We start from the raw sequence: 5228 nt of genomic DNA on the forward strand, positions 1-5228 counted from the left end.
GAGAGAGGCGGCCTCGCAGGGTGTTGACAGACATGAAAACCCCTGTATGATGTTGGGCTCCCTCGGGCGCTACGGCGCTGAGGTAGAGAGGTAGGCGTTGCGGCCTGGCTTTGCGATCTTTGACAGTGTGCGCAGGTGACTTGTGCGGGCGTCTGGCTGTGGATGTTGTCCATAGCAGATGTCTGAACAGAACCTCAATTCTTTGTATTCGTACGCAAGTACACGTACAGCGAGTAATTGGGTCTGGTCAGGCTTTGCGCTTCGAAGCATTAGAGGCTTTGGCCTCGAAGACTTTAAGTGAAGAGTTTGATCCTGGCTCAGAGTGAACGCTGGCGGCAGGCCTAATACATGCAAGTCGGACGGCAGCACAGTGGAGCTTGCTCCATGGGTGGCGAGTGGCGGACGGGTGAGGAATACATGGGAATCTGCCCAGTCGTGGGGGATAACGTAGGGAAACTTACGCTAATACCGCATGCGCCCTTCGGGGGAAAGCCGGGGACCTTCGGGCCTGGCGCGATTGGATGAGCCCATGTCGGATTAGCTAGTTGGCGGGGTAAAGGCCCACCAAGGCGACGATCCGTAGCTGGTCTGAGAGGATGATCAGCCACACTGGGACTGAGACACGGCCCAGACTCCTACGGGAGGCAGCAGTAGGGAATATTGGACAATGGGGGCAACCCTGATCCAGCCATGCCGCGTGAGTGAAGAAGGCCTTCGGGTTGTAAAGCTCTTTTGTCCGGGAAGAAAAGCATCTGGCTAATACCTGGATGTGTTGACGGTACCGGAAGAATAAGCACCGGCTAACTTCGTGCCAGCAGCCGCGGTAATACGAAGGGTGCAAGCGTTACTCGGAATTACTGGGCGTAAAGCGTGCGTAGGTGGTCTGCTAAGTCTGATGTGAAAGCCCTGGGCTCAACCTGGGAATGGCATTGGAAACTGGCGGGCTAGAGTGCGGTAGAGGGTAGTGGAATTCCCGGTGTAGCAGTGAAATGCGTAGAGATCGGGAGGAACATTCGTGGCGAAGGCGGCTACCTGGACCAGCACTGACACTGAGGCACGAAAGCGTGGGGAGCAAACAGGATTAGATACCCTGGTAGTCCACGCCCTAAACGATGCGAACTGGAGGTTGGGTGCACTTTGGCGCTCAGTCTCGAAGCTAACGCGTTAAGTTCGCCGCCTGGGGAGTACGGTCGCAAGACTGAAACTCAAAGGAATTGACGGGGGCCCGCACAAGCGGTGGAGTATGTGGTTTAATTCGATGCAACGCGCAGAACCTTACCTGGCCTTGACATGCACGGAATCCTGCAGAGATGTGGGAGTGCCTTCGGGAACCGTGACACAGGTGCTGCATGGCTGTCGTCAGCTCGTGTCGTGAGATGTTGGGTTAAGTCCCGCAACGAGCGCAACCCTTGTCCTTAGTTGCCAGCACGTAAAGGTGGGAACTCTAAGGAGACCGCCGGCGACAAGCCGGAGGAAGGTGGGGATGACGTCAAGTCATCATGGCCCTTACGGCCAGGGCTACACACGTACTACAATGGTGGGGACAGAGGGCTGCGATGCCGCGAGGCGGAGCCAATCCCAGAAACCCCATCTCAGTCCGGATTGGAGTCTGCAACTCGACTCCATGAAGTCGGAATCGCTAGTAATCGCAGATCAGCATTGCTGCGGTGAATACGTTCCCGGGCCTTGTACACACCGCCCGTCACACCATGGGAGTCTGTTGCACCAGAAGCAGGTAGCTTAACCGCAAGGAGGGCGCTTGCCACGGTGTGGCCGATGACTGGGGTGAAGTCGTAACAAGGTAGCCGTACCGGAAGGTGCGGCTGGATCACCTCCTTTTGAGATGATGGCAACGCCTGGTCAGGCGTCCGCACAAGTAACCTGCATTCAGAGAGAGATCGCGAGGGTAGCTCGCGAGTCCCGTGAGACAACGGGGCCTTAGCTCAGCTGGGAGAGCACCTGCTTTGCAAGCAGGGGGTCGTCGGTTCGATTCCGACAGGCTCCACCACTGAAAGACAAGACACGTTGGGTCTGTAGCTCAGGTGGTTAGAGCGCACCCCTGATAAGGGTGAGGCCGGTGGTTCGAGTCCTCCCAGACCCACCACTCTGAATGAGGCGCACACGAAAAGATTTAGGCGTCCTGGCGTTGCGGCCTGGGCGAGCTCATTGAAAATTGGGAAGTCGCGAGCGTTTGAGACGAATGTCGACGACGTGTCGTGTAAGAGGCTGAGGCGGGCAGCGTAAGCTGCCTTATTGAAGTGATCGTCGTGAGTTCGCGAGCGACGTATCGTTCCGAGGTGACTTGGGGTGATATGGTCAAGCGAACAAGCGCACACGGTGGATGCCTTGGCGGTCAGAGGCGATGAAGGACGTGGCAGCCTGCGAAAAGCGTCGGGGAGTTGGCAACAAGCGTTGATCCGGCGATGTCCGAATGGGGAAACCCACCCGCAAGGGTATCGTGCACTGAATTCATAGGTGTACGAGGCGAACCCGGGGAACTGAAATATCTAAGTACCCGGAGGAAAAGAAATCAACCGAGATTCCGTAAGTAGTGACGAGCGAACGCGGATTAGCCCAAAAGTTGATCAGGTTCTAGCAGAACACTCTGGAAAGGGTGGCCATAGAGGGTGATAGCCCCGTATGCGAAAGGGCCTGATTGATGAAAGTGAGTAGGGCGGGGCACGTGAAACCCTGTCTGAACATGGGGGGACCATCCTCCAAGGCTAAATACTCCTGACCGACCGATAGTGAACCAGTACCGTGAGGGAAAGGCGAAAAGAACCCTGGTGAAGGGAGTGAAATAGATCCTGAAACCGTGTGCGTACAAGCAGTCGGAGCCCGCAAGGGTGACGGCGTACCTTTTGTATAATGGGTCAGCGACTTACTGTTTGTGGCAAGCTTAACCGTGTAGGGGAGGCGAAGGGAAACCGAGTCTGATAAGGGCGCATAGTCGCAGGCAGTAGACCCGAAACCGGGTGATCTAGTCATGCCCAGGGTGAAGGTCAGGTAACACTGACTGGAGGCCCGAACCCACGCCCGTTGCAAAGGTCGGGGATGAGGTGTGATTAGGAGTGAAAAGCTAATCGAACCCGGAGATAGCTGGTTCTCCTCGAAAGCTATTTAGGTAGCGCCTCATGTGAATCCTCTCGGGGGTAGAGCACTGTTATGGCTAGGGGGTCATTGCGACTTACCAAACCATGGCAAACTCCGAATACCGAGACGGACTGCATGGGAGACACACGGCGGGTGCTAACGTCCGTCGTGAAAAGGGAAACAACCCAGACCCACAGCTAAGGTCCCAAATCGGCGCTAAGTGGAAAACGATGTGGAAAGGCACAGACAGCCAGGAGGTTGGCTTAGAAGCAGCCACCCTTTAAAGAAAGCGTAATAGCTCACTGGTCGAGTCGGTCTGCGCGGAAGATTTAACGGGGCTAAGCGTCGAACCGAAGCTTGGGGTGCACACTTCGGTGTGCGCGGTAGAGGAGCGTTCCGTACGCCTGTGAAGGTGGATCGAGAGGTCTGCTGGAGGTATCGGAAGTGCGAATGCTGACATGAGTAACGATAATGCGGGTGAAAAGCCCGCACGCCGAAAGTCCAAGGTTTCCTTGCGCAACGTTAATCGACGCAGGGTGAGTCGGCCCCTAAGGCGAGGCTGAAAAGCGTAGTCGATGGGAAGCTGGTTAATATTCCAGCACCTCGCACAAGTGCGATGGAGGGACGGAGAAGGTTAGGCAGGCCGGGCGTTGGTTGTCCCGGTGAGAGGGTTGAGGCGGTCTCCTTAGGCAAATCCGGGGAGGCAACGTTGAGACCAAGGACGAGTCCATTAGGACAGAGCTGCTGATATCACGCTTCCAGGAAAAGCTCCTAAGCTTCAGCTTGTGCAGACCGTACCGTAAACCGACACAGGTGGACAGGATGAGAATTCTCAGGCGCTTGAGAGAACTCGGGTGAAGGAACTAGGCAAAATGGCACCGTAACTTCGGGAGAAGGTGCGCCTCCCATGGTGAATAGCTGAGGGAGGCCGCAGATACCAGGCCGCTGCGACTGTTTATCAAAAACACAGCACTCTGCAAACACGAAAGTGGACGTATAGGGTGTGACGCCTGCCCGGTGCTGGAAGGTTAAGTGATGGGGTTAGCCGCAAGGCGAAGCTCTTGATCGAAGCCCCAGTAAACGGCGGCCGTAACTATAACGGTCCTAAGGTAGCGAAATTCCTTGTCGGGTAAGTTCCGACCTGCACGAATGGCGTAACGACAGCGGCGCTGTCTCCACCCGAGACTCAGTGAAATTGAAATCGCTGTGAAGATGCAGCGTTCCCGCGGCAAGACGGAAAGACCCCGTGAACCTTTACTACAGCTTTACACTGAACGTTGAGTTCGTCTGTGTAGGATAGGTGGGAGGCTGTGAAACCATGACGCCAGTTGTGGTGGAGCCGACCTTGAAATACCACCCTGATGTGCTTGACGTTCTAACCTAGGCCCGTGATCCGGGTCGGGGACCGTGTATGGTGGGTAGTTTGACTGGGGCGGTCTCCTCCCAAAGAGTAACGGAGGAGCTCGAAGGTACGCTCAGCGCGGTCGGACATCGCGCACTGTGTGCAAAGGCATAAGCGTGCTTGACTGCAAGATCGACGGATCAAGCAGGTACGAAAGTAGGACTTAGTGATCCGGTGGTTCTGTATGGAAGGGCCATCGCTCAACGGATAAAAGGTACTCCGGGGATAACAGGCTGATACCGCCCAAGAGTTCATATCGACGGCGGTGTTTGGCACCTCGATGTCGGCTCATCACATCCTGGGGCTGTAGTCGGTCCCAAGGGTATGGCTGTTCGCCATTTAAAGTGGTACGCGAGCTGGGTTCAGAACGTCGTGAGACAGTTCGGTCCCTATCTGTCGTGGGCGTTGGAGATTTGAGAGGGGCTGCTCCTAGTACGAGAGGACCGGAGTGGACGAACCTCTGGTGTTCCGGTTGTCACGCCAGTGGCACTGCCGGGTAGCTATGTTCGGAAGCGATAACCGCTGAAAGCATCTAAGCGGGAAGCGCGCCTCAAGATGAGATCTCCCGGGGCTTCAAGCCCCCTGAAGGACCCATCAAGACCAGGTGGTTGATAGGCAGGGTGTGTAAGCGCAGTAATGCGTTGAGCTAACCTGTACTAATGATCCGTGCGGCTTGACCATATCACCTCAAGTCTCTTCGAGAGACACCTCGGCCCGATGCGCGCGTCGAGAC

General features: G+C 56.0%; 2 tRNA genes and 2 rRNA genes. All 4 read left to right on the forward strand.

Annotated elements, in window-relative coordinates:
* Positions 1-294: 294 nt before the first annotated feature.
* Positions 295-1839 (forward strand): 16S ribosomal RNA (locus tag BUA29_RS11640).
* Between the two features lie 93 nt (positions 1840-1932).
* A tRNA-Ala gene (locus tag BUA29_RS11645) sits at positions 1933-2008 on the forward strand.
* A gap of 19 nt (positions 2009-2027) precedes the next feature.
* Positions 2028-2104: transfer RNA gene (locus BUA29_RS11650), tRNA-Ile, on the forward strand.
* 210 nt (positions 2105-2314) lie between these two features.
* A 23S ribosomal RNA gene (locus BUA29_RS11655) occupies positions 2315-5176 on the forward strand.
* Together the 16S and 23S rRNA genes with 2 tRNA genes alongside form the textbook arrangement of a ribosomal RNA operon.
* Positions 5177-5228: the final 52 nt, after the last annotated feature.

This window comes from Thermomonas hydrothermalis, assembly GCF_900129205.1.
GTDB lineage: Bacteria > Pseudomonadota > Gammaproteobacteria > Xanthomonadales > Xanthomonadaceae > Thermomonas > Thermomonas hydrothermalis.